Source organism: Nocardia lijiangensis NBRC 108240, assembly GCF_001613045.1.
Taxonomy (GTDB): Bacteria; Actinomycetota; Actinomycetes; order Mycobacteriales; family Mycobacteriaceae; genus Nocardia; species Nocardia lijiangensis.
Genome location: NZ_BDBP01000035.1, coordinates 40,991 through 64,168, shown reverse-complemented (window position 1 = coordinate 64,168; position 23,178 = coordinate 40,991). Strand labels below are relative to the sequence as shown.

16 protein-coding genes and 2 pseudogenes are annotated in these 23,178 nt (G+C 67.8%); 5 read left to right on the top strand and 13 right to left on the bottom strand.

Annotated features, from left to right (window positions below):
• Positions 1-7: 7 nt before the first annotated feature.
• Genes NL1_RS14155 through NL1_RS14135 form a run of 5 tightly spaced genes read right to left on the bottom strand, consistent with a single transcriptional unit; the run spans position 8 to position 6,123 of the window.
• On the bottom strand, positions 8-823 hold the full coding sequence (locus NL1_RS14155) for an HpcH/HpaI aldolase/citrate lyase family protein (protein ID WP_067839220.1): 816 nt from the start codon (positions 821-823) through the stop codon (positions 8-10).
• Complete coding sequence (locus NL1_RS14150; RefSeq protein ID WP_067839217.1) at positions 820-1,302, bottom strand: MaoC family dehydratase; 483 nt, start codon at positions 1,300-1,302, stop codon at positions 820-822. Before NL1_RS14150 ends, NL1_RS14155 begins: the two co-directional genes overlap by 4 nt.
• The gene (locus tag NL1_RS14145) at positions 1,299-2,459 is read right to left on the bottom strand and encodes an acyl-CoA dehydrogenase family protein (RefSeq protein WP_067839214.1); all 1,161 of its coding nucleotides are present in this window, start codon (positions 2,457-2,459) and stop codon (positions 1,299-1,301) included. Before NL1_RS14145 ends, NL1_RS14150 begins: the two co-directional genes overlap by 4 nt.
• Complete coding sequence (locus NL1_RS14140; protein WP_067839295.1) at positions 2,456-4,525, bottom strand: acetyl/propionyl/methylcrotonyl-CoA carboxylase subunit alpha; 2,070 nt, start codon at positions 4,523-4,525, stop codon at positions 2,456-2,458. The genes NL1_RS14145 and NL1_RS14140 overlap by 4 nt, the downstream gene beginning before the upstream one ends.
• Positions 4,526-4,530: 5 nt before the next feature.
• The gene (locus tag NL1_RS14135) at positions 4,531-6,123 is read right to left on the bottom strand and encodes a carboxyl transferase domain-containing protein (RefSeq protein WP_067839211.1); all 1,593 of its coding nucleotides are present in this window, start codon (positions 6,121-6,123) and stop codon (positions 4,531-4,533) included.
• An 89-nt stretch (positions 6,124-6,212) separates the two neighbouring features.
• Between NL1_RS14135 and NL1_RS14130 the strand changes: the two genes are divergently transcribed.
• Complete coding sequence (locus NL1_RS14130) at positions 6,213-6,815, top strand: SACE_7040 family transcriptional regulator (protein ID WP_067839292.1); 603 nt, start codon at positions 6,213-6,215, stop codon at positions 6,813-6,815.
• Between the two features lie 26 nt (positions 6,816-6,841).
• Here NL1_RS14130 and NL1_RS14125 read toward each other — a convergent pair whose 3' ends face one another.
• Both NL1_RS14125 and NL1_RS14120 read right to left on the bottom strand, forming a co-directional pair.
• Positions 6,842-7,588: a 3-hydroxybutyrate dehydrogenase gene (locus tag NL1_RS14125; protein ID WP_067839208.1), complete on the bottom strand. Its 747-nt coding sequence runs from the start codon at positions 7,586-7,588 to the stop codon at positions 6,842-6,844.
• Positions 7,585-8,949: an MFS transporter gene (locus tag NL1_RS14120; protein WP_067839289.1), complete on the bottom strand. Its 1,365-nt coding sequence runs from the start codon at positions 8,947-8,949 to the stop codon at positions 7,585-7,587. The genes NL1_RS14125 and NL1_RS14120 overlap by 4 nt, the downstream gene beginning before the upstream one ends.
• Positions 8,950-9,089: 140 nt before the next feature.
• Here NL1_RS14120 and NL1_RS14115 point away from each other — a divergent pair, with 140 nt between their 5' ends.
• The 3 genes from NL1_RS14115 (at position 9,090) to cobM (ending at position 11,451) form a co-directional block, all read left to right on the top strand.
• On the top strand, positions 9,090-10,016 hold the full coding sequence (locus NL1_RS14115) for a LysR family transcriptional regulator (RefSeq protein ID WP_218024411.1): 927 nt from the start codon (positions 9,090-9,092) through the stop codon (positions 10,014-10,016).
• Positions 10,017-10,065: 49 nt separating this feature from the next.
• The gene (locus tag NL1_RS14110; RefSeq protein WP_067839201.1) at positions 10,066-10,491 is read left to right on the top strand and encodes a PPOX class F420-dependent oxidoreductase; all 426 of its coding nucleotides are present in this window, start codon (positions 10,066-10,068) and stop codon (positions 10,489-10,491) included.
• A gap of 183 nt (positions 10,492-10,674) precedes the next feature.
• On the top strand, positions 10,675-11,451 hold the full coding sequence (cobM, locus tag NL1_RS14105) for a precorrin-4 C(11)-methyltransferase (RefSeq protein WP_067839198.1): 777 nt from the start codon (positions 10,675-10,677) through the stop codon (positions 11,449-11,451).
• A gap of 378 nt (positions 11,452-11,829) precedes the next feature.
• Here the strand turns inward: cobM and NL1_RS14100 are convergent, their stop codons facing one another.
• The 5 genes and pseudogenes from NL1_RS14100 to NL1_RS40490 form a co-directional block, all read right to left on the bottom strand.
• A complete protein-coding gene (locus tag NL1_RS14100; protein WP_067839195.1) occupies positions 11,830-12,216 on the bottom strand; it encodes a hypothetical protein in 387 nt (128 codons plus the stop codon).
• Between the two features lie 53 nt (positions 12,217-12,269).
• Positions 12,270-13,190, bottom strand: a complete 921-nt coding sequence (locus tag NL1_RS14095; RefSeq protein WP_156094840.1) for an immunity 49 family protein — start codon at positions 13,188-13,190, stop codon at positions 12,270-12,272.
• A gap of 33 nt (positions 13,191-13,223) precedes the next feature.
• Positions 13,224-14,117 (bottom strand): immunity 49 family protein, encoded by an 894-nt coding sequence (locus NL1_RS14090; protein ID WP_156094839.1) that lies wholly within the window; start codon positions 14,115-14,117, stop codon positions 13,224-13,226.
• Positions 14,114-16,729, bottom strand: a complete 2,616-nt coding sequence (locus NL1_RS40495) for a DUF8616 domain-containing protein (RefSeq protein WP_507763275.1) — start codon at positions 16,727-16,729, stop codon at positions 14,114-14,116. The genes NL1_RS14090 and NL1_RS40495 overlap by 4 nt, the downstream gene beginning before the upstream one ends.
• 771 nt (positions 16,730-17,500) lie before the next feature.
• Positions 17,501-17,881, bottom strand: a pseudogene (locus NL1_RS40490) (toxin glutamine deamidase domain-containing protein); the annotation flags it as partial.
• A 2,269-nt stretch (positions 17,882-20,150) separates the two neighbouring features.
• Between NL1_RS40490 and NL1_RS14050 the strand changes: the two are divergent.
• Entirely contained in the window at positions 20,151-21,293 is a 1,143-nt protein-coding gene (locus NL1_RS14050) for a hypothetical protein (RefSeq protein WP_067839167.1), read from the top strand.
• A 1,370-nt stretch (positions 21,294-22,663) separates the two neighbouring features.
• Here NL1_RS14050 and NL1_RS40410 read toward each other — a convergent pair.
• Positions 22,664-23,143: pseudogene (locus tag NL1_RS40410) on the bottom strand (WXG100-like domain-containing protein); the annotation flags it as partial.
• Positions 23,144-23,178: the final 35 nt, after the last annotated feature.

Sequence of the window (23,178 nt, the reverse complement as noted above, 5' to 3'; positions counted from 1 at the left end):
GAGTGGATCAGTTGTCGGCGTGCGCGCGTCGCACGATCTGTTCGGCGTGCCGCAGCACCGGTGCGTCGACCATCCGGCCCTCGAAGGCGAAGACGCCGCGGTGCTTGGGCACCTCGTCGAGTACCCGCCTTGCCCAAGCAATTTCGTCGTCCGCGGGTGCGTAGGCCGCGCGGATCACCGGCACCTGGCTCGGGTGGATCGCGACCTTCGCGTCGAAGCCGACGGCCACCGCGTCGTCGGACTCGGCGCGCAGCCCGTCGAGATCGCGAATGCTCAGATACACCGAGTCGAGGGCGAACTTGCCGTAGGCCTTGGCGGCGAGCAGCACGCTGGAGCGGACGTGACGCGCCACATCGCGATAGCTACCGTCGGCGTGCCTGCTCCCGGTCCCGCCCAGACCGGCGATCAGGTCCTCCGCGCCCCACATGACGCCGATCGTGTTGCGCGCCAGGACCGCTCGCTCGATCGTGAGCGCGCCGAGCGGCGATTCCACGAGCGCGATCACCTCGTAATCCGGCAATGCCGTGATCTGTTCGGCGGATTCGGTTTTCGGCAGCATGATGCGGCGGTATCCGGTCTCGGCCAAGGCGGCGAGATCGAGCGCGTGCTCGTCGGTGCCCGCCGCGTTGACCCGCACCACGGTGGTCTCGGGATCGAGCGGGGTGGCGATCAGGGCCGCGCGAGCCCCGGCCTTGTCCGCCGCGGCCACACCGTCTTCCAGGTCGATGATCACCACGTCGGCGGCCGCGGCTGCCTTCTCGTAGCGTTCGGGCCGGTCGGCGGGGCAGAAGAGCCAGCCGGGCCCGGCCATCTGCCACGTCATGCCTGCTCCGGAGCCTTGCGGACCAGCGTCTTGCGGGTGGCGGTCGCCACCACCTCGCCGTGCTGGTTGCGGGCGGTGTGGGCGAAGGTCACGATGCCCTCGCCCGGCCGCGACTTGGATTCGCGCTTGTCGACGATCACGGTCTCGGCGTACATGGTGTCGCCGTGGAACAGCGGCTTGGGGAAGCTGATCTCGGAGAAGCCGAGGTTCGCCACGATGGTGCCCTGCGTCAGCTGCGCCACCGAGAGCCCGACCAGCGTGGACAGCGTGAACATGGAGTTCACCAGCCGCTTGTTGAACGGTGGCAGCGCGTCGCTGAAGGCGGCGTCCAGGTGCAGCGCCTGGGTGTTCATGGTCAGCGTGGTGAACAGGACGTTGTCGGCCTCGGTGATGGTGCGTCCCGGCCGGTGCTCGTAGACGACGTCGGTCTCGAACTCCTCGAACCACAAGCCGCGCTGAATGATTCGACGTTCAGTCACAACCCCAACTCCCGTCCGATCAGCATCAGCTGCACCTCCGTCGTGCCCTCGCCGATTTCCAGGATCTTGCTGTCGCGGTAATGCCTGGCCACAGCGTATTCGTTCATGAAGCCGTTGCCGCCGAAGATCTGGGTGGCGTCGCGGGCGTTGTCCATCGCGGCCTCGCTGGCCACCAGCTTGGCGATGGAGGCCTGCTTCTTGAACGGCTTACCCGCGAGCATCAGCGCGGCGGCGTCGTAGTAGGCGGTGCGCGCGGCGTGCGCGCGGGTCTCCATGCGGGCGATCTTGAAGGCGATGGCCTGGTTGCGGCCGATGGGCTGGCCGAAGGCGAGCCGTTCCTTGGCGTAGCGCACGCTCTCGTCGACACAGCCCTGGGCCGCGCCCACCGAGAGCGCGGCGATCGCGATGCGGCCCTCGTCCAGGATGCGCAGGAAGTTGGCGTAGCCGCGGCCGCGCTCGCCGAGCAGGTTCTCCTCGGGGACGCGCACGTCGGTGAAGCTGAGCGGGTGAGTGTCCGAGGCGTTCCAGCCGACCTTGTTGTAGGCGGGCTCGGCGACGAAGCCCGGGGTGTCGGTAGGCACCAGGATGGTGGAGATCTCCTTCTTGCCTCCGGTCGTCCCGGTCACCGCCGTCACCGTGACCAGCTTGGTGATGTCGGTGCCGGAGTTGGTGATGAACTGCTTGCGGCCGTTGATGAGCCACGTGCCGTCGTCCAGCACCGCCTTGGTGGTGGTGCCGCCCGCGTCGCTGCCCGCGTCCGGTTCGGTGAGCCCGAAGGCGGCCAGCGAGCGGCCGCTGGTCAGCTGCGGCAGCCACTCCTGCTTCTGCTTGTCGTCACCGAAGCGGTAGACCGGCATGGCGCCGAGCGAGACGCCTGCCTCCAGGGTGATGGCCACGCTCTGGTCGACCTTGCCGAGCTCTTCGAGCGCGAGGCACAGCGCGAAGTAGTCGCCGCCCATGCCGCCGTACTCCTCGGGGAAGGGCAGGCCGAACAGGCCCATGTCGGCCATGCCCGCGACGACCTCGTACGGGAAGGTGTGGTTCGCGTCGTGCTCGGCGGCCACCGGGGCCACCACCTGCTGGGCGAAATCGCGCACCGTCAGCGCCAGGTCGCGGTAGTCCTCGGGCAGGCTGCCGGTGGAAAGGAAGTCGGTCATTCGGAAATTCCTTCTTGCTCGGAGATGTTCGTTTCGGCGACGATGCGGGCCAGCGGCTGGTCCAAGCGCACCTGGGCGCCCGGCTCGACCAGCACTTCGACGGTGCCCGCCACCGGCGCGGTGAGCGTGTGCTCCATCTTCATGGCCTCCACCACGACGACGGGCGCACCCGCCGCGACCGTCGTGCCGGATGCCACCGGGACGGCGATCACCGAACCCGGCATGGGGCTGCGTATTTCGGCGTCGCCGACGTGTTCGCCGCCGCCGCGCACGTTGACCTCGGCGACCTCGCGCAGCATCGAGACACCCGCGGGGCCCGCCACCCAGAGCTGTCCTTCGTGTTCGGCAACCCGGTAGTCGCGGCGCACGTCGTCCAGGGTCAGCGTAAGCACACCGCTCTCGGCGGTGCGCGCGGCGAAAGTCGCTGTCAGCGTGCGGGATTCGCCCTCGCCGAGACGGACCTGTGCCGCGTCCGGGCGGCCGCTGAGGTAGACGTGCTCGGTGCGGTCGCCGCCGGCGAGCCGGATCGGGGTCGGCGCGGGAACGCCGATCCGCCAGCCCGACGGGATGTCCCACGGGCCGGACGGCCCGGTGGGCCAGCGCCGCAGCCAGTGGTAGGCGGCCGCGACCACGAATTCCTCGTCGCGCACCGGTTCGGGATGGAAATCGCCGACCCTGCGGTCCAGCAGGCCGGTGTCGAGTCGTCCGGCGGCCACGTCCGGGTCGGCCAGCAGGAAGCGCAGGAATTCGATATTGCTGGTCACGCCGAGCAGCACGGTGCCCGCCAGCGCCCGGTCGAGCGCGGCGAGCGCCGCGGCGCGGTCGGAGCCGTGCGCGATGACCTTGGACAGCATCGGGTCGTAGTCACTGCCGACCACGGTGCCGACGCGCAGGCCCGAATCCACCCGCACGCCGGGGCCTTCCGGTTCCACCAGGTCCAGCACCGCGCCGCCGGTGGGCAGGAACCCGCGGCCCGGGTCCTCGGCGTAGACGCGCGCCTCGATCGCGTGCCCGGTGAGGCGAATGTCCTCCTGGCGGGCGCCGATCTTCTGGCCCGCCGCGACCCGGACCTGGCATTCCACCAGGTCCACCCCGGTCACCAGTTCGGTGACCGGGTGTTCCACCTGCAGCCGGGTGTTCATCTCCATGAAGAAGAACTCCTCCGGCCGGTCGGCGGAGACGATGAATTCGACGGTGCCAGCGCCGACGTAGTTCACGCTGCGCGCGGTATTGCACGCCGCGGCGCCGATGCGCGCCCTGGTCGCCGCGTCCAGCAGCGGCGAGGGCGCCTCCTCGATCACCTTCTGGTGCCTGCGCTGCAGGCTGCATTCGCGCTCACCCAGGTGCAGCACATTGCCGTACTGATCGGCGAGGATCTGCACCTCGATGTGGCGCGGCCGGGTGACGAACCGCTCCAGGAACAGGGTGTCGTCGCCGAACGCAGCGCCCGCCTCGCGCCGCGCGCTGACCAGTGCGGCGGGCAGCAGCGCCGGGTCCTCGACCATGCGCATGCCCTTGCCACCGCCGCCCGCCGACGGCTTGACCAGCACCGGGTAGCCGATCTCGGCGGCCGCGGCGATCAGCTCGTCGTCGGTGAGGCCGGGCCTGGCGATGCCGGGGACCACCGGCACGTCGAAGGCCGCGACGGTGTTCTTGGCGGCGATCTTGTCGCCCATGATCTCGATGGCGCGGGCGGGCGGGCCGAGGAAGACGATGCCCGCCTCGGCCAGCGCCGCGGCGAAAGCGGCGTTCTCGGAGAGGAATCCATAGCCGGGGTGCACGGCCTGGGCGCCGGTGCGCACCGCGGCCGCCACGACTTTGCCGATGTCCAGGTAGCTTTCGCGCGCCGGAGCCGGGCCGAGGCGCACGGCGGTGTCCGCCTCCAAGACGTGCCTGGCTCCGGCGTCGGCGTCACTGTAGACGGCGACGGAGCGAATGCCCATGGTGCGCAAGGTGCGGATGACGCGCACCGCGATCTCGCCGCGATTGGCGACGAGCACCGTGTCGAAGTCGACAGGGTGGGACTTGTTGAGGGGGATGGCAGTCGGGGTGGGTGAGGAGAGCATCGCGATCACATCCGGAAGACGCCGTAGGAAACGGGTTCGAGCGGCGCCTGCGCGCAGACCGAAAGGGCAAGGCCGAGCACGGTTCTGGTGTCGGCCGGGTCGATGACGCCGTCGTCCCAGAGGCGGGCCGTCGAATAGTACGGATTGCCCTGGCGCTCGTACTGGTCGCGGATCGGCGCCTTGAACGCCTCCTGGTCCTCCTCCGACCAGGGCCGCCCGCTGCTGTCCAGCTGATCGCCGCGGACGGTGGCCAGCACCGAGGCGGCCTGTTCGCCGCCCATCACCGAGATGCGCGCGTTCGGCCACATCCACAGGAAGCGCGGCGAATACGCGCGCCCGCACATCGAATAGTTGCCCGCGCCGTAGGAGCCGCCGATGACGACGGTCAGCTTCGGCACCCGTGCGCAGGCCACCGCGGTCACCATCTTCGCGCCGTGCTTGGCGATGCCGCCCGCTTCGTAGTCGCGCCCGACCATGAAGCCGGTGATGTTCTGCAGGAACAGCAGCGGGATCTTGCGCTTGTCGCACAGCTCGATGAAATGCGCACCCTTCATGGCGGATTCGCTGAACAGCACGCCATTGTTGGCCACGATGCCCACCGGGTGGCCGTGGATCCGCGCGAAGCCGGTGACCAGGGTCTTGCCGTATTCGGCCTTGAACTCGTGGAATCCGCTCTCGCCGTCGCCGCCGTCAACGATGCGGTGGATGACCTCGCGCACGTCGTAGGGCGTGCGCAGGTCGACCGGCACCACGTCGTACAGTTCGGACTCCGCAAGCGCGGGCGGCCTGGTAGTCGTTATCTCCCAAGGACTTTCCGGCCGCGGCCCGAAGGTGGCCACGATGCGGCGCACGATGCGCAGCGCGTCCTGGTCGTCCTCGGCCAGGTGGTCGGTGACGCCCGACGTGCGCGAGTGCAGCGCCCCGCCGCCGAGCTCCTCGGCGGTGACCACCTCGCCGGTGGCGGCCTTCACCAGCGGCGGGCCGCCGAGGAAGATCGTGCCCTGGTTCCGCACGATCACGGCCTCGTCGCTCATCGCGGGCACGTACGCGCCGCCCGCGGTGCAGGAGCCGAGCACGGCCGCGATCTGGGGGATGCCCTTGGCGCTCATGGTGGCCTGGTTGTAGAAGATGCGGCCGAAGTGCTCGCGGTCCGGGAACACGTCGTCCTGGTGCGGCAGGAACGCGCCGCCCGAGTCGACCAGGTACAGGCAGGGCAGCTGGTTCTGCAGCGCCACCTCCTGCGCGCGCAGGTGCTTCTTCACCGACAGGGGGTAGTAGGTGCCGCCCTTGACCGTGGCGTCGTTGGCCACGATCACGCACTCGCGTCCCGACACCCGCCCGATTCCGGCGATCACGCCCGCGCCGGGGCACTCGTCGCCGTACATCCCGTTCGCCGCGAGCGGGGAGAGCTCGAGGAACGGGCTGCCGGGATCGAGCAGCTGATCCACCCGCTCGCGGGGTAGCAGTTTGCCGCGCGCGATATGCCGCTCCCGCGCCTTGGCGGGCCCGCCGAGCGCAGCCGCCGCCAATCGTGCGCGCAGGTCGCTGGTGAGCGCCTCGTGCGCCGCGCGGTTGCCGACGTCTTGGGTAACCGTCATCACGTCCGCCGTCCAGTTAGTCGCCGATAACTGGAATTCAGGTTAATATCGATTAACCGAGTTGTCCACATCGGGTGAAAGGAGCGGGTGTGACCGGCGCGGAAGCTGTGACACTCACCCGCCGCGAGCAGCTGAAGGCGGAGCGGCGCAAGCAATTGCTGGAGGCGGGAGCGCGACTCATCGCGGATCGGGGCTTCCTCGGCGTGCGGCTCGACGACCTCGGCGCGGCCGTCGGCATCAGCGGCCCTGCGGTCTACCGGCACTTTCCGAACAAAGAGGCGCTGCTCGTCGAGTTGCTGGTCGGGGTCAGCCAGCGGCTGCTCGCGGGCGGCCGGGCCGTGGTGGTCGGCGCGGACTCCGCCGAGTCGGCGCTGGAAGGGCTGGTCGACTTCCACCTGGACTTCGCGTTCGGCGAGCCCGAACTCATTCGCATCCAGGACCGGGACCTGGACAACGTGCCCGCCGGCCCGCGGCGCGAGCTGCGCCGCACCCAGCGCCAGTACGTGGAGGTCTGGGTGGAGGTGCTGCGCAAACTGCACCCCCGCCTGCCCGAGGAGGCGGCGCGGGTGCAGGCGCACGCCGCGTTCGGCCTGCTCAACTCGACCCCGCACAGCGCGCCCCCGGCGACCGCGAGCAAGGCAAGGCCGATCCTGCGCGAGATGGCGCTGTCCGCGCTGACCCGAACCAGCTGATCGCGCGCGGATCGGCCCTCGCACGCTCATCGCGCGCTCCAGCCCCCGTCCATCGTGTAGGAAGCGCCGGTGACCATGCCCGCGTGCGGGCCGGTGAGCCAGCCGACCAGGGCGGCGACCTCGTCGGGTTCGACGAGGCGCTTGACGGCGCTCTCGGTCAGCATGATCTTCTCGATCACCTGCTGTTCCGGAATGCCGTGCGTCCTGGCCTGATCGGCGATCTGCTTGTCCACCAACGGGGTTCGGACGTACCCCGGGTCGACGCAGTTGCTGGTGACGCCGTGCGCGCCGCCCTCCAGCGCGGTCACCTTGGACAGCCCTTCCAGCCCGTGCTTGGCCGTCACGTACGCGGCCTTGTACGCCGAGGCGCGCAGCCCGTGCACCGATGAGATGTTGACGATGCGCCCGAATCCGTTGCGGTACATGTGCGGCAGCGCCGCACGGATGAGCAGGAACGGAGCCTCGACCATCAGGGCGAGGATGTCGCGGAACTGCGCGGGCGGGAAGTCCTCGATCGGGTGAATCCGCTGCACGCCCGCGTTGTTCACCAGTACGTCCACCTCGAGGCGCAGGTCCTCGAGGGCCGCGACGTCGAGAAGGTCCACGTGCCAGGGTTTTCCGCCGATCTCGTTGGCCAGCTTCAGCGCGCCGTCGCCATCGATGTCGGCGACGGTGACCTCCGCGCCGCGGGCGGCGAGCTCCCGCGCGCACGCCGCGCCGATGCCGCTCGCGCCGCCGGTGACCAGGGCGCGTCGTCCGAGTAGGTCGCTCATCGAGCGGTCACCTCGGCGTCGGCCCGGTCGACCGCCTGCAGGTCGAGACCGCTCGTCTCCCTGGCGAAGAGCACGGCCACCACGGTGACGGCAGCCGCTGCCGCCAGGTACGAGGCGATCGGCACCGAGGATCCGAAGCTGTCGAGCAGCCGGACGGCGATGATCGGCGCGAGCGAGCCCGCCACGATGGAGGTGACCTGATAGCCCAGCGACACACCGGAATACCGCATCCGGGTGGGGAACATCTCCGCCATGATCGCGGGCTGCGCCGCGTACATCAGCGCGTGGAAGACCAGCCCGACGATGATGGCCGACATGATGACCAGGTGGTTTCCGCTGTCCATCATCGGGAAGGCGAAGAAGCCCCAGGTTCCGGCGGTGAGCGCGCCGACGAGATACACCGGCCGCCTGCCGAATCGGTCGGACAGGTGCCCGGCCAGCGGGATCGCCGCGAAGTGCACCGCATGCGCCGCAAGCAGCCACCACAGGATGGTCTTCGTGTCCGCGCCGACGTGCACCTTCAGGTACGTGATGGAGAACGTGACCACCAGGTAGTACATGATGTTCTCGCCGAAACGCAGACCCATCGCGGTGAAAACCCCTCGGGGATAACGCTTCAGCACCTCGACCACGCTGAACGAGGTCGCCTTGATCTGTTCCGCCTCGCGCTGGGCCGCCAGGAAGATCGGCGCGTCGGTGACCTTGGTGCGGATGTAGTAGCCGACCAGGACCACCACCGCCGACAACCAGAACGCGACCCGCCAGCCCCAGGACAGGAACGCCGCGTCCGACAGCGTCGAGGTCAGCACCAGCAGGACGACGGTGGCGAGCAGGTTGCCCGCGGGCACGCCCGCCTGGGGCCAGCTCGCCCAGAAGCCGCGACTGCGGTCGGGACTGTGTTCGGCGACGAGCAGCACCGCGCCGCCCCATTCGCCGCCCACCGCGAAGCCCTGGATGAAGCGCAGCGCGACCAGCAGCGCGGGCGCCCAGTAGCCGATCTGCGCGAAGGTCGGCAGACAGCCCATCAGGAACGTCGCGCTGCCGACCAGCAGCAGGCTGAACTGCAGCAGCTTCTTGCGGCCGTAGCGGTCGCCGAAGTGTCCGAAGACGATGCCGCCGAGCGGTCGCGCGGCGAAGCCGACCGCGTAGGTGATGAAGGCGGCGAGGATCGCGTCCAGGTCGCTGGTGCCCTTGGCGAAGAACACCTTGCTGAAGACGAGCGTGGCCGCGGTGCCGTAGAGGAAGAATTCGTACCATTCGACGACCGTGCCCGCCATCGACGCGGAGACCACCCGCCGTAGTCCGGCCGTTGTCGGGCCGGGATCGCCGTCGGTCGCCCGCAGGGTATCGCGCACGCTCATCGCACTCTCCTTCATGACCGGGACCGCATCACCCCTCATCTGTGATGCGGCCCACACACTGTGCTGAGACCGAGTATTCGTGCAGATCTCTTTCGATCGCAATGCCCAGATGTGCAGGACCAATCTGCAAGGATGCAGATATGAGTCCGGCTTCACCCGGATTCGGCCGCCGTCCGAGCGCCGATGACCTGCTGGTGCTGCTCGCGGTGGGCCGATCTGGTCGTTTCGTGTCCGCCGCCGACGAGCTCGGCATCAACCACACCACCATCTCGCGCCGCATCGCCGCGCTCGAGGAAACACTCGGCGGTCGGGTGCTCACCCGGGTGACCGGCGGGTGGGAACTCACCGATCTCGGACGCGACGCGCTGGCGGCGGCCGAAGCCGTCGAATCGGCGGTCAAATCGCTCACCGTGGACCCGGCAGGGAACCGGACGCTCGAGGGCGTCGTGCGCATCTCGGCCACCGACGGTTTCAGCGCCTACCTCGCCGCGCCCGCGGTGGCGCAGGTGCAGCGCAGGCATCCGAAGATCGCCGTCGAGATCGTCACCGCCACCCGCCGCGCTTCCCAGCAACGCTCGGGGTTGGACATCGAAGTCGTCGTCGGCGAGCCACAGGTGCACCGCGCCACGGCGATTCGGCTCGCCGACTACCGGCTGGGGCTGTACGGCTCGCGACAGTACTTGCGCGAGAACGGGATACCTCGCGGGATCGACGATCTCGCCCGATACCCGCTCGTCTACTTCATCGACTCCATGCTCCAAGTCGACGACCTCGACCTGGCCTCCAGCTTCGCTCCCGCGATGCGCGAATCCGTCTCGTCCACCAACGTTTTCGTGCACGTCGAGGCGACGCGAGCCGCGGCCGGACTCGGGCTGCTGCCGTGCTTCATGGCCGACCGGCACGAGGATCTGGTGCGGGTTCTGCGGGAGGAGGTTTCGGTGCAGTTGGCGTACTGGTTGGTGACGCGGACGGAGACGTTGCGCAGGCCGGAGGTGGCGGCGGTGGTGGAGGCGATTCAGACGCGGGTGCGGGAGCAGAAGGGGATGTTGATGGGGGAGGACGCGTGAGTCCGTTTCCTTGGCCGGACCTGTCGGTGCGAGCGCCTAGGGTGTGCGCATGACCTCACTGTCGGATCCCCAGGTGCGCGAATTCCTCAGCCACGGCACGCGGACGGGCAAGGTCGCCTTCGTCGCGTCCGACGGGCGTCCGGTGGTCACGCCGGTGTGGTTCCTCGTCGATGGCGAGGAGATCGTGTTCAACACCGGGAAGGCGACCGCCAAGGGCAAGGCGTTCACGCGCGACGGTCGGGTCGCGCTGTGCGTCGACCTGGAGGAGCCGCCGTACGCGTCGATCCAGATTCAGGGCGTCGTCACGATGTCCGAAGACCCGGACGAACTGTTGCGCACCGCGACGGCACTCGGCGGACGGTACATGGGTGAAGACCGAGCCGAGGAGTTCGGCAAGCGCAACGGAGTTCCCGGGGAACTCGTGGTCCGGCTGCGCCCGACCAAGGTGATCGCCCACTTCGACGCCACCGCCTGAGCGAAGGGCTGGATTCCGGCGACCTGTGGCGGACATTTGTGCCGTCCGTTGTCGTGACCAGGCCCCGGCGTCCCACTGCCGCAGAGAGCTGATCCGCGGGGTGTCTGCGCCGTTCGACCTCCCAGACGATCGACGTTACGAGGCGGCCGAGGACAGGTCGTGCCGCCACCTAGACTGACCCGCATGACCGTGCACTTCATCGGGGCTGGGCCGGGCGCCGCGGACCTGCTGACCGTACGAGCGGTCAACCTCCTGCGCACCTCCCCTGTCTGCCTCTACGCGGGCACCTACCTCGACCCGGAGGTGCTGGCCAACTGCGCGCCAGACACCGAGCTGATCGACACCCAGCGCTTGGACATCGACCAGATCACCGCCCATCTGGTGCGCGCCCACGAATCCGGTCGCGACGTCGCGCGCCTCTGCTCCGGCGACCCATCCCTGTACTCGGCGCTCACCGAACAGACCCGCCGCCTCGACGCCCACGGCATACCCTGGGACGTCACCCCCGGCGTCCCCGCCTACGCCGCCGCGGCCGCGCTGCTCGGCACGGAACTCACTGTCCCTGAACTCGTGCAGTCGGTCGTGCTCACCCGCACCCAGGCCCGCTCCACCGCCATGCCGGAATCCGAGTCCCTGGCCAACTTCGCCCACACCGGCGCCACCGTCGTCCTGCACCTGGCCATCACCCGCATCCGGACCCTGGCCGCCGAACTGGTCGCCGACTACGGACCCGACTGCCCCGTCGCAGTCGTGTACCGGGCAAGCCAGCCCGACCAACTGATCCTGCGCGGCACCCTCACCGACATCGCCGACCAGGTCGAAGCCGCCGCCCTCCGGCAGGCAGCCGTCATCCTCGTCGGCCGCGCCCTGACCCCCGCCCTGTCGTGCACCGTCTCCCACCTCTACGACCCGGCTCGCGACCGTCACTCGGTGACGGCGGATGAACCGGGTCGCCGCTGAAAGTCGGCGGTGAGCGGGTTGCGCGGTCTTCGTCCCGCGGGATGAACCGATTGTCACCTTCGATCGCGGGCGAGCCGTACGACCGAAGGTGGCTCCCGTACGTCCGACGGTCCCTTCGATCGGCCGCCGCTCCGCTGATGAAATAGCCCTGGTTGCCGACTGAGCTCAGAAGTTGCGTGGCACTAAGCGATTCGCCTTGGCGGCGTGACGGTCCGGGACGTGGACCGTCGAGGCCGGGCAGCGGGAGGTCGGCACACACTTTTCGTACGTGTCACAGGGTCGCCGCCTATGTGCGGCGTACGAAACGTCTGTGTGGAAGGGCAAGGCGGGGATTCTTGCCGCCGGTGCTCAGAAGTAGGACAGCACTTCCGCCGGGGTTCAGAAGTAGGACAGCACTTCCGCATCGAACTCGTCGCTGTCCGGCACTTCGGTCGGCGGCTGGTAACCCGCGTCCCGGACGTGGAACAGGAACGCCTCCGGGAAGTTCAACCGGTAGGTCGCCAGGTAGTGGATCGAATCCACCCGCCAGATCCACTGCCCATCCGAGATCAGCGACGGACCGCCGGGGATCACCGTGGTGTTGTCGAACAGGTCGACCACGTCCTCCAGTACGTCGAAAACCGGTGGGGCCGAGCGCATGTACTCCAGGATCGCCTGCCGATCCGTGAGCGGTTGGGTAGCGTTCGCCTCCCGCAGCGAAGGCAGCTCGTCTTTCGGGTTCCGGTACATCTCCCGGTAGATCCCGACGGTGTTCAGGGTGGGCATTCGTCCCCTTCTTCGCGGTACTTGTCGGCGGGCGCGGTCGCTCGTCCTGGATGTCAGGCCGGCTGTGCCCAATCCCTTTCCAGGAGAGCCGACGGGAGGTAGTTCGACTCGACTTGGATTTGTATGCCGCGGTTTACGGCCTCGGAGGCGACGGCGAGAAGGGGCCAGGCGATGAGTCCGTGGGGATTCATTTCGCGATCGCCGCTGGACCAGTACGCGGAGTGGTCTTCGAGGGCTTGTGCGAGAGCTGTGTTGAAGTCGGCGACTTGGCGGTGCACAAGGAGGGAAAGGAGGTTTATCGCGGGGTAAGCGATGAGGATGCCGTAGGGTGCGGTGTCGGGCTCAGGGCGATTGTAATTCTCTGGAAGCGTTGCCTTTTCGGCGTCGAGGACTGCCTGGACTTCGTCGGCGCGTGCTGTCCAGTACTGCCGCCATGCCTTCGCCCAGAGGAAATGGTAATCGTTGATTTCGTTGCCGGAGCCGATGAGACGGTCGACGGAAAGTGGTTCTGTATCGGGAGTGCCGAGCAAGAAGTTGATGAGGCGGTGGTCGCGGCAGATGAGTGCTGCCCAGAGTCCATCGAGCCAGGCGGTGATCGGTGGCGGTGTGCTCTCGCCCGTCGTGGGGATATCCCACATACGGCGGTCGATGATTGCGGTGATGGTCGCGGCTCCGCCCGCAGCGTTGTAGGACTGGAAGCGAGCCACCTGTGCGTTGGCAGCGTTGACTACGGCGCGTTGCAGCCAGTCGGACTCCCCGTTGGGGTGCGTCAGGCTCAAGATCTCGGCTGTTGTGAAGGAACCCTGAGCTACTGCGGCGAGTGCACCTTGCGGGTCGTTCGAGATGACCTCGCGGGACAGAGTCGTCGCTATCGTCTGGGTGGCCACGCCCAGTTCGGACATGATTTCGGCGCGTGACCCGAAGCGGCCGCGGAAGGGCGCTTCGTGGCGGGGAACGACATGCGGGCTGGTCAAGCTTGCCTCCGGCTGGTGTCAGGAGATCTGCGGTCAGTAGTCCGGCGAGTGGCGAGCCGGCCACTCAGGGTCGAGCAGGGCTTGCGGCAGGTAGTCGGACTCGACGGTCAGGTCGATGCCGCGATCGATCGCCGCGCAACTGAGCGCCAAGAGCGGCCAGGCGATGAAGTCCGACGATCCGATGCCCGACTCGGGAGCGTGCCAGTACGAATCGTAGTTTCGGAGGGCATTCGCCAACGTCTCGTTGAAGGCGGCACCGTCTGTTCGGATGAGATGCCCGAGCAATTCCAGGGACGGACGGGCAATGCGATCGGCGTAGTCACGCCACCCGGTGCTCGCGTTTTCGGCATACGTGTAGGTGGCGGGATCGGTGGCACGCAAAGCATCCTCCACTGTATCCCCCGCGCCGGGGGCGTCGGTGAGGAACTCTTGCCAGGCCTGTGCCCACAGATAGTGGTAGGCATTGAACAAGTTCGTGGGGTGTCGTGTCGCGTCCAGCGGATATGTCGCGAGAAAGCCGCTCTGTTCGCTGTCGCGACAGACGATCACGGGCCACAGCGTTGCGAGAAAATCGCCAATCGAGCGGGAATGGGTCTTTATTCCCAAGCCGCGCACTGTGTGATCGCGCCCATCGATGCGCAGCGTGAAACTCTCGTTCTTTGTTTTGTAGTAGCTCAGGAGCCTAGCGTTTCTGATTCGGGTGCCGAGTAGGACCGCACGTTGTAGCATGTCCGATTCGCCGCGAGGGTCTGAATAGCTGAGGTTTCCCGCCAGATCGAATGCGTTGTTGGCAAGAAAAGACTCCAGTTTGCGCTCTAAATTGGTATCGCGAGAGAGGTCGCTGAGAGACTTGACACAAAGCCCGGTGCTGATGTCCAGGTGATCATGGCCTATAGGCGTGCGCGACACAACGACTCGATTGCTCAACGGTTGTTCCCCTCGTCTTGGGTGAGTTCCGACTCGGTGCGGAGGTCGAATTCTCGAATCACGGCGCCGGTGTAGTCATCCGACTTCGATACTTTGGCACGGGATTCGGCGTATACCACTCGTTTCTCCTCCAGTGCTCTCTCGAGTTCGTCGGCCAATAGCTTCTCGTCCGGAGTGGATCCCGGACCCCGCATTTTCCCGATTATGTGTTCGAAGTATTTCCGACTACCTTGCTGATGCCCACCGGCCGCGCCGAGCTGAGCATTCGGAGCTTTCGCTTCATAGACAACGTATCGGGTCGATCCGTCGGCCAGCTCGACTGCATAGATGAGATCGAATCGCCCCTGCTTGCGGTCATCCGTGATGCCGAGATCGGCGTCGGTGATCTGCGTGATCGCCGTGACGCCGGGATCCGCGAAGCGGTCACGGATGTGGGCGTCGGAGGCATGGTCGGCGGCCGACTCACCGAAGTCTTCGCTGGCCGTCGTGGCTCTTGCGTAGGCGTCCTTGAGCCGTTCTTCGCCTTGATCCAGATAGGGCTGCGGATCGTTGCGCTCGGGTGGGTTGAGGTTGTTGTTGTCGACCGCTTCGCGCATTTCCTCGACGACCTGACGGACATCCCTTAGGCGCTGCAGTGCGAGTTCGCGTGCGGTGGCGTGCTTTTCCGCGGTTTCGCGCCGCTCCTGATCCTGCTCGGAGGTGTTGGGAGTGGTCGCGTCGAAGTCGAAGGGCGGGCGCCCGGCGTACCGCATCGGCGTATCCGCCTTGATGACTTCCCACGAGCCGTCGGCCATCAGTCGAATGCGCGGCAGCGGATCGCCCCACTCGTCCAGACCTTGTTTGAACAACCGCAGCTCGGTTCCGGACTCGTACTCGCGGTAGTAGCGGCGGCGATAGTCGGGATCGTTGATCCGTTCGTCCATCGACCTGTCCGATAGATCGGGAAAGTTCGGGACATGCCGCCCGCGTACCCGGCCCTGTTCGTCGACGTCGTTGGGCCGTCCGGGAGGTGGCGCCGCAGCAGGTGTTTGCGGTGATGTGGTCGGTGTTTGCGGCGATGTGGTCGAGTTGTCGACCGGCGTCGGCCGAGTCGTGTCGGTGTTGCGAGCCGGTGGCTCGGATTCCCGTGTTGGGTCCGTTGCCGCGCTCTCGGTCCGCTGTGCTCCCTCGTCCGGATGCATATTGGTAGGCGGTTGACTCCGAACAGGTTCGTCGGCCGTTGTAGGCGCGCTGGTCGACGGCGCGGGCCGTTCTGCTGGATTCGGTTCGGTGTCGTCGTTGGGTGGGCTGCCCCAATCGGGCGGGGTGTCGTCGCCCATGTAGTCGACGGGTTCGTCGGGATTGGGTGGGGTCGAGGGTGTGGTTGGGGTGTGGGTGGTGGGGGCGGGGGTGTGGCCTTCGGGGGTGGTGGGGTGGTGGGTGGTCCAGGTGCCGTTGTTGCGGATGTGGGCGGGGGAGTTGGGTTTGTTGGGGGTGCCTACGGCGTCGGAGGGGGTGTGGACGGGGGCGCCGAGTTCGTTGGCGATGTGGCGGGCCAGGTCGGGGTTGTTGGCGGTGTTGCAGGCGATGAGGCGGATGGGGGTGCCGGGTTTGTAGTTGGGGTTGCTGCGGATGGCGTCGACGATTTGGTCGGGGGTGAGGTTGTTGAGGGGGGTGCCGTTTTGGTCGGCGTGGAAGATGACGTCGAAGTCGCCTTCGTTGCGGAGGTTGTTTTGGACTCGGTGGGTGGCGGGGTCGTCGCCGAGGGCGGTGCTGGTGGGGGTGTGGGTGACCGGTGGGGTGGTGGGGTCCGATGGTGTTGCTGGGGTGTCCGGTGTGACGGGGGCGTTGTCTGCGGGGGTTTGGGGGCCGCTCGGGGATTGAGTGTTGGTGAGTGGCGTGGTCGGGTGGTCGGCTGGGTTGGTCGTGGGGGCAGGCGTGTTCGCGGGGTGGCTTGCGGGCGTTTGTGATTGGGCGGGGGTAGTCGAGAGGTCGGTGGGGGAGCCCGGTGGGGTGGTGGACCATGGGCTGGAGTTGGGGTTGTACTCGTGCTGTTTGAACCAGTTCTGCCAGTCTTCGATGCTGCGCCGGTTCGGGTTTTGCGTCGTCGGGTTTTGTTGGGGCGTGGTGCGGTTGACGTCGTTGGACGGGTTGTCCTGGGTGGTGCGGTGCTCCGGGCGGGTGGGGTTGTTGGAGAGGGGAGTTCGCGGTTCCGGCCGGGTGGGCTGATTCGGTGAGGGGGTGCGGTGTTCCGGCCGGGTGGGTTGGTCCTGTGACGGGGTGCGGTGCTCGGGCCTGGTGGGTTGGTCCGCTACGGGGTCGCGGTTTTGCGGTCGAGTGGGGTGCTCGGACGGGGGTGTCCGCGCGGGGTCGCCGGATGTGTTGCGGGGGTTGGGGCTGCGCTGTGCAGGCGTGCGGGTTTCAGGCCTCGAGTCACCGACTGGCTGTCGGTTGTCGGTCTGTGCCGGGTTGCCCGGTGTGCCGGTGGTGTTGCTCGGGTTCGCGGGGTCGGGTGTGGTCGCACGGTTGTCGGGGCGGCCGGGCGCAGTGGTGCGGTTGTCCGGGCCTGTCTGGGCGCCGGTGCTCGTCGGCTGGTTGTCGGGGCCGCTCGGCGGAGCGCCGGGTGCCTGCATGGAAGGACCGGATTGCGTTGTCCCGGTGGGTGATTGGGTTCGGTCCGTGTAGTCCTGGGTGGGGCGCTGCGGTGCGGCCGATGTGGGGGACGTGGCCGGTGTGGTCGTCGACTCGGTGGCCGACGGGGAGTTCAGAACTCGAACGTCCCCGTCTCCGGCCAGGTTCCCGTCTGGCTGCGGGCTTGCGCCCATGCCGCCGCCCGACGGCAGGCCAGATGGGTTGCCGGAATCTCCGTGTGGAAGCGGTGACTGCGTTTGTTGATCGTCAGCTGATGGTCGGCTGGCGGTTGGGGCGGCTGGGTCAGAGACTCCGCTCGGACTCGGTAGTCGATCTCTGCCGGGGTCTCCCGGATTCGTTCGATCTGGACTCTCCACGTCGGTGGATACACCTGGTAGCCCTGGACCGGTTGTCCCGTCCGAATCGCTTCGTCGAATTCCCTCCCGATCACTGTCGGAGGCAGACTGCGGTGCGCCGTCACTATTCCGGTCTGTTTGTTGACCACGTAGTTCCCCAGGCCCAGTCCCCGGCCGCTCGCTAGCTCCTCCGGTGTCAGAATCGGTTGGCAGACCCAGCCGTGCTCCGTCTCGTAGATCGTGCACTGCTGGTTCGAGCCGAGGAACTCCGTCAGGTAGTCCTGCACTTGTGCTCGGGTTTGTAGCTGGCGCGCCATTGTTGCCTCCTTGATCGGGTGCGATCGGGATGGACCATAGGCCGCACGACTCGTCGACCATCCATGCGGGCGGTGTGTCGGACGTCTGCCCAGACTGCGGGTCCCACCACACGGGCCCGGACGCTCCAGGCGGGTAGACGATTACGGTCGCGTGGCTGCTGACTGTGATCGGCCTGTTGTTCTCGTCGTATCGCAGATCGCCGTTCGCATCGCGCGCATGCCATTCGTTGATGACGAGTGCGGCCGAGCCGGGACCGAGGGCAGCGACCCGGTTGTGCAGGTCCGTGAACTGGTTGACAAGCGGCGTGCCGGAATTGGAGTGGTATTCCCACGGCTGGTTGAGCCATTGGGCGGCGCGTTGGGGTCCCTTCCGTTCGCCCGAAGAGTTGTCTACGGTGCCGTCCGGCAGTACGTCGCCATATCGTGGCGCCGAGATCTGTGGGTTGCCGAAGAAGGAGGACAACGCCGAGAGCGAGCAGTCGAGGCAGTTGTTGCTGCGGCCAGGGAAAGTTGGTCCGCCGTCGTTGATGAGTTGCCCATACGGATGTGTACGCGGATCGGCACCCACTTGGAACTCGTTACCGTTCCGCAGCGAGTCCTCGACGTAGTGCTGGTAGGACGGATCTTCGACGGACTCGAGTCGTTCCGGTCCTTCGATTCGCGTATCCGAGGGATTGTCGAAGCGGGTGTCGGTGTTTGCGGCGGCGATGTCGTTGCTGAGTTGGCGGAGGTCGTCGGGGGTGAAGCCTGGGTCGCCGCCGGTGGGGCTCGGCATCAGGCCGAGGTGCATGCGGAGGTTGTCGGCGAGGGTGGCGGGGCTGTCGCCGGGTGACCAGTTGTTGCGGCCTTCGCCGATCGGGGTGGCGTTGACGTCGAGGTGGGCATTCGCGGGGTCGTTGGTGAAGACGACGTCGACGAGGACGCGGTCGCCGCTGAGCAGGCTCGGTGCGGAGTTGAAGGCGGCGTCGGCGGCGTTCTCGGTGTTGGACATCAGGCGGCGGGTGTCGTTGGGGGAGATGCCTGCGTTGGGGGAGACGTGGACGCGGACCGTCACGACCGAGACGTACTCGCCTGACGGCAGTCGGTGTCGGCGGACTTCGTAGTCGGGCCGGCCGAGCCCCGCGTGAATGCCTCGGGCTTGGACGGATGTGGTGCCGCCCAAAGGGGTTTGTCTGCGGTAGAACTCGCGGGCCGAGCGGGCCTGGTCGATCTGACGCTGTAGCGGGGAGTCCGGGGTCTGCGGGCGGTTCGATGGGCCCGGGGGTGTGCCGGGGGAGTTGGGGTTCGGTTGTGTGGTTCGGGCGGGGTCGGGGGCGGGCTGGTTGTGGCGCGGGTCGGCGTTCTGGGGGTTGGTGTGGGGGTGTTGCGGTGTGGGTGTGTTGCGCGGGTCGGCGTTTTGCGGGGACGTGCGGGGATGTTGGGGTGCGGGCCTGTTGCGGGGATCGGCGTTGCGCGGGTTGGTGTGGGGAGGCTGCGGTGCGGGTCGGTTGGGCTGGTTGTTGCGCGGGTCGCTGTTTTGCGGGGTCGTGTGGGGAGGCTGCGGTGCGGGCCGGTTGGGTGTGTTGCGGGGATCGGGGTTCTGCGGGTTGGTGCGGGGTGGCTGCGGTGCGGGGCGGTGTGGTGTGTTTCGCGGGTCGGCGTTTTGTGGGTTGGTGCGCGGAGGCTGAGGTGCGGGCCTGTGCGGTGTGTTGCGTGGGTCGGTCGTGCGGGGAGGCTGCGGACCGGGGCGGTGGGGTGTGTTGTGGGGGTTGGCGTTCTGCGGGGTCGCGCGGGTGGGCGGCTGACCGTGTTGCGGGGGAGTCGATTCCGGCGCGCGGACGTTAGGGAGGGGCGTCTGGGGGCGGCCCGGATCAGCAGGTGTGCTGGTCGGTGTGGTCGCGTTGGGCTGCGGCTGGACCGGATAGGCGCTGCTGCCGGGATGCGTTGAGGTGTCGGAGGACGGGTCGGGCGACGTGGTGTTGGTCGTCGTGGTGTCCGTGCTGTTCGAGTTGTTCTGGAGTTGCTCGCGTTCGGCGCGGATTTCGGCTTCGGTGGGTTGGTAGCGGCCGATGTGCGGGTTGTATTGGCCCGCGTAGAAGGGGTCGCGGGGGATGGGGCGGCCGTCGTTGTAGTGGGCGATGTATTTGTGGTTCGCGGGGTCGAAGCCGGGGCGGTTGGCGGGGCCGAGGGGGTTCGGTTTCTGTTGCGGGGGAGTCGAATTCGCCGGGGTTTCGTTGCCCAGACGCGACTGTGTCGGTTGGCCGGAATCGTCGGCGCGGTTGGAGGCGTTCGTGGGCGTGCCCGGTCGCGGCGCGGTTGAGGGCTGGGTGTCGTCGTCCGCGGGCGTGCCTGGGCGCTGGCTCGGCGAGGTCTCCGCCGTGCTGCTCGGGGCGGTTCCGGTCGGCTGGGCAGCGTCGGTCGGGGTCGCTGGGGCGCCGGGGCTTCGGGTGTCTGCCGGAGATTGATTGGCGGATGCGGGATTTGGTGTAGTGCCGGGTCGCTGGGGTGTCGGCGGGGTTTGCCGTCCGGTGTTCGGGGTAGTTGCCGCGGGTTGGTTTGGAGCGGTTGAAGGCTGAGTGTTCGTGGGCGTGCTCGGGCGCTGGCTCGGCGAGGTCTGGGCCGTGGTGTTCGGTGTGGTTCCCGTCGGCGGGGCGGCGTTCGTCGGAGTGCCGGAGTACCGGGTGTCTGCCGGAGATGTGTTGGTGGATGCGGGATTTGGTGTAGTTCCGGGGCGCTGAGGCGTCGACAGGTTTGGCGGGCCGGCGTTCGGCGTGGTGCTTGCGGGTTGGTTCGGGTTGCTTCCCGGCTGGGCGGTGGTCGGCGTGCTCGCCGGAGTGGACGCGGGTGTGCTGTCGCCCGTGGGCCGCGCGGTGTCGGTGGGAGTGGATGCCGGGAATGCGGGTCCCGATGGGGCGGCGGTCGCTGTAGCGGAGGCGGTGGCGGTGTCCGTCGACACCGGGCCGGTGGGGTGCAGCGTGGTGGGGATGGTGGGGTTCGACGAGCTGGGTGTGGACGAAGAGGGCGTGCCCGCGGTGGGCGTGTTCGCAGCAGGGCTGGCCGACGTGCTCGAGGTGGGAGAGCCGGCGGTGTCCGTCGAAACGGTGCCGCTCGGGTTCGACTGGGTGGGGCCGGTAGGGGGCGGTGAGGTGGGTGCGGACGGAGGTGGCGTGGCTGCCGCTGGCGCGTTCGGTGCGGGGGTTGTCGGGTTGCTCGCGGCCGGAGTGCCGGTGGTGCCCGGAGGGGTGGTGGCTGACGTTGTCGTGTCGTCCGCGTTCGATGTGCCCGGGTTCGCCCCGGTTGGGGTTACCGGTGTCGTCGCGGGGCTCGACGGGGTCGTGTTTCCCGGGGTCGACGGTGTAGACGGAGTGCCGTTCGCGGGAGTCGACGGTGTAGACGGTGTGCGGTCGTCTGTATTGCGGGACGGGTCCTGGGTGGGAATCGTTCCTGGGACGCCGGAGGTCGGGGTGGTGGGATTGCTCGGTGTGGTCGGTTGGGTGGGTACCGAACCGGTCGGGGTGCTGGACGTGGGGTTGTTCTCGCGACCGTTCTGGTCGGTGGCGTCCGGGCTGGTGGACGGTGCGTTCGTGGAACTCGGGTTGGACGGGCTCGTCGGCGCAGGGTTCTGGCTCGACGGGTTGCCGCCGCTGTTCTGGCCGGTCGGCGGCGTGCCGGTTTGGTTGGACGGGCCTTCCTGGGTGGTCGCGTGGCTCGACGGATCATCCGGAGTGGTGTCGCGTGCAGGTGGGGTGTTGTCCTGGCCGGTCGAGTCACCGGGGCCGGGACGTTGCGGGTCGCCGCCGGTCGGGGTGCTCGAGTTTGTCGAACCCGTGGGGTTCGGGGTGTTCGGTTGCGAGTCGTTGCGCTGGGTCGGGGTCTGCTCGGTGCCCGGGGACTGGTCCTGTTGGGTGCTCTGACCGGGCTGGGTGGACTGACCCGACGGCGGCTGGCCCGGATCGCCTGCCGAACCGGACGGCTGTGACTGCTGACCAGAGGGTTGTGCGGACTGGTCCGAAGGCTGCGGCTGCTGACCGGAGGGCTGTGACTGCTGACCCGATGGTGGCGTCGACTGCTCTGGTGACTGGTTCTGTTGACCTGCGGGTGTCTGCTGGCCTGAAGGCTGGCTTTGTTGGTCCGAGGGTGGCGACTGCTGGCCCGTCGGCTGGCTCGACTGTGACGGCTGTTCCGGCGACTGGTTCTGTTGACCCGAAGGTTGCGTCTGCTGGCCCGTCGGCTGGTCCGGCGATTGCGACTGCGGACCCGGTGGTGGCGTCGACTGCTCCGGTGACTGGTTCTGCTGACCCGAGGGTTGTGTCTGCTGGCCCGACGGCTGGCTCGACTGGTCCGATGACTGGTTCTGCTGACCTGTCGGCTGGTTCGGCTGCTCCGAGGACTGCGACTGCTGACCCGACGGCTGGTTCTGCTGACCCGACGGCTGCGACTGCTGACTCCCCGCAGGCTGGGACTGCTGACCGGAATCGTTCTGCGTCCCCGACGGCTGCGTCCGCCCCGGATCCTGCTGATCCCGTCCCGGACCATCCTGCTGATTCTGATTCTGATTCTGCTGACCCTGATCACCCTGCCGACCCGGATCGTCCTGCTGACCCTCATCCTGGTTCTGCCCAGGATCGTCCTGCCGACCAGCATCATCTTGCTGGTTCCGATCCCCCGGATCGCCCTGCTCCCCCTCCCCGGGACCACCCTCATCCCCGGCCCCCTCATCACCGGCACCATCCCCCGCATCCGACCCACGATCCCCCGCCGACTCGATCCCCGACTGCACACCCCCCACCAACGACGACGTCAACGTCTCCGCCGTCAACACCTCCCCCAAATCGAACGGCCTATCGTTCAACGCCGCATCCGTCGCCGCCCCCGCAACCTCCCCCGCCAACCCCGTCAACGACTCCTTCCCCACCTCCTTCAACCCCTCCACCACCGGACTCCCACCCCGACCCGGACCCCCCGAACCACCCAACAACCCCTCCGTCGCACCCGCCACCCCCGCGGTCAACAACGTCTTCCCAGACTCGACCCACTCCTCCTTCGACAACGGATCCCGCCGATCCGCCGCCACCTGCGCCAACTTCAACCCCACATCCAGGAACGCCTCCTCCAACACCGCCTCCCACGCCCCCCGCAACACCGCCCGCCCCGCCGCCTTCATCGCCGCCTTCGAAATAATCCGCTTCACCAACGCCTTGATCGCGACCCGAATCGCCACCTGCGTCGCCGCCCGCGCCGCCGCACCCGCCGCCGCCCCCGCAGGCGCACCCACCCCCGTCGCCATCGCCGCCAACGCCGCAGCCATCTCCACCGCGAAAATCACCAACGACGCAATGATCACCAACTTCGTGTGCTCGATATCCGCAGCACCATCACCGATCTGATCAGCCAACGTCTCCACATGCTTGATCAGCCCATCGAAAGCCCCCGCACCCCCACCCAACTTCTCCCAATGCGACGCCAACGCCGCACCGGTCTCACCATCCAACGCCGAGATCGCAGCCTTCACCACATACGAAGCCTCGGAATCCAACCCCCGCAACGTCTCCGCCAAACCCGACCACGCCGACTCCACCCGACGCATCGCCGTCTCATCACCCTCAGGCCAATCCCCAGCCCCCACAACATATTTCGCAGCCCACTGCAACGGCTCCGGAATCTCGATACCCACGACCGACCCCTCCGCTACTCCGCCCGAACCGTGCTGGTCCAAAACATACCGACAACCCTCTAGACGCTGCCGAACCGGCGACGGTTCCATCGAAGTCTGCGAAAGGCCGGCGCGCGGGTCTCGTG